Here is a 265-nt window from a genome sequence, read left to right as displayed (position 1 = left end):
GGAAGGCCGGGGCCGTGAGCGCAAGCCGGTTACCGCGCAAATGGTGTTCGACGCCTTGTCGGCCTCGCAGCGCGACGGTGGCCGCAAACCGGCCGGCACGATGCGCGAATGGGTCACGGTGGAAGGCTGGCAGCAGCGCAATCTCGCCGACCGCCTTGCAAAGACAGCCGACTACCCGGAGTGGCGCGAGCAAATTCAGGCTTGCGCGCGGGCCCTGGGCATCCTGCCCGCCGGCCATCAACTGCCCGAACCGGCGGCCAAAGCC

General features: G+C 69.4%; 1 protein-coding gene. It reads left to right on the top strand.

The window, feature by feature from the left end; genetic code table 11:
• Positions 1–40 precede the first annotated feature (40 nt).
• On the top strand, positions 41–265 hold a 225-nt coding region (locus SB771_RS34930; RefSeq protein ID WP_410722032.1), incomplete at its 3' end, for a hypothetical protein.

It is taken from the genome of Burkholderia sp. SIMBA_051 (assembly GCF_046534915.1).
Classification (GTDB): domain Bacteria; phylum Pseudomonadota; class Gammaproteobacteria; order Burkholderiales; family Burkholderiaceae; genus Burkholderia; species Burkholderia ambifaria.
The sequence above is the reverse complement of the archived record's forward strand: the minus strand, read 5'-3'. Positions and strand labels throughout refer to the sequence as shown.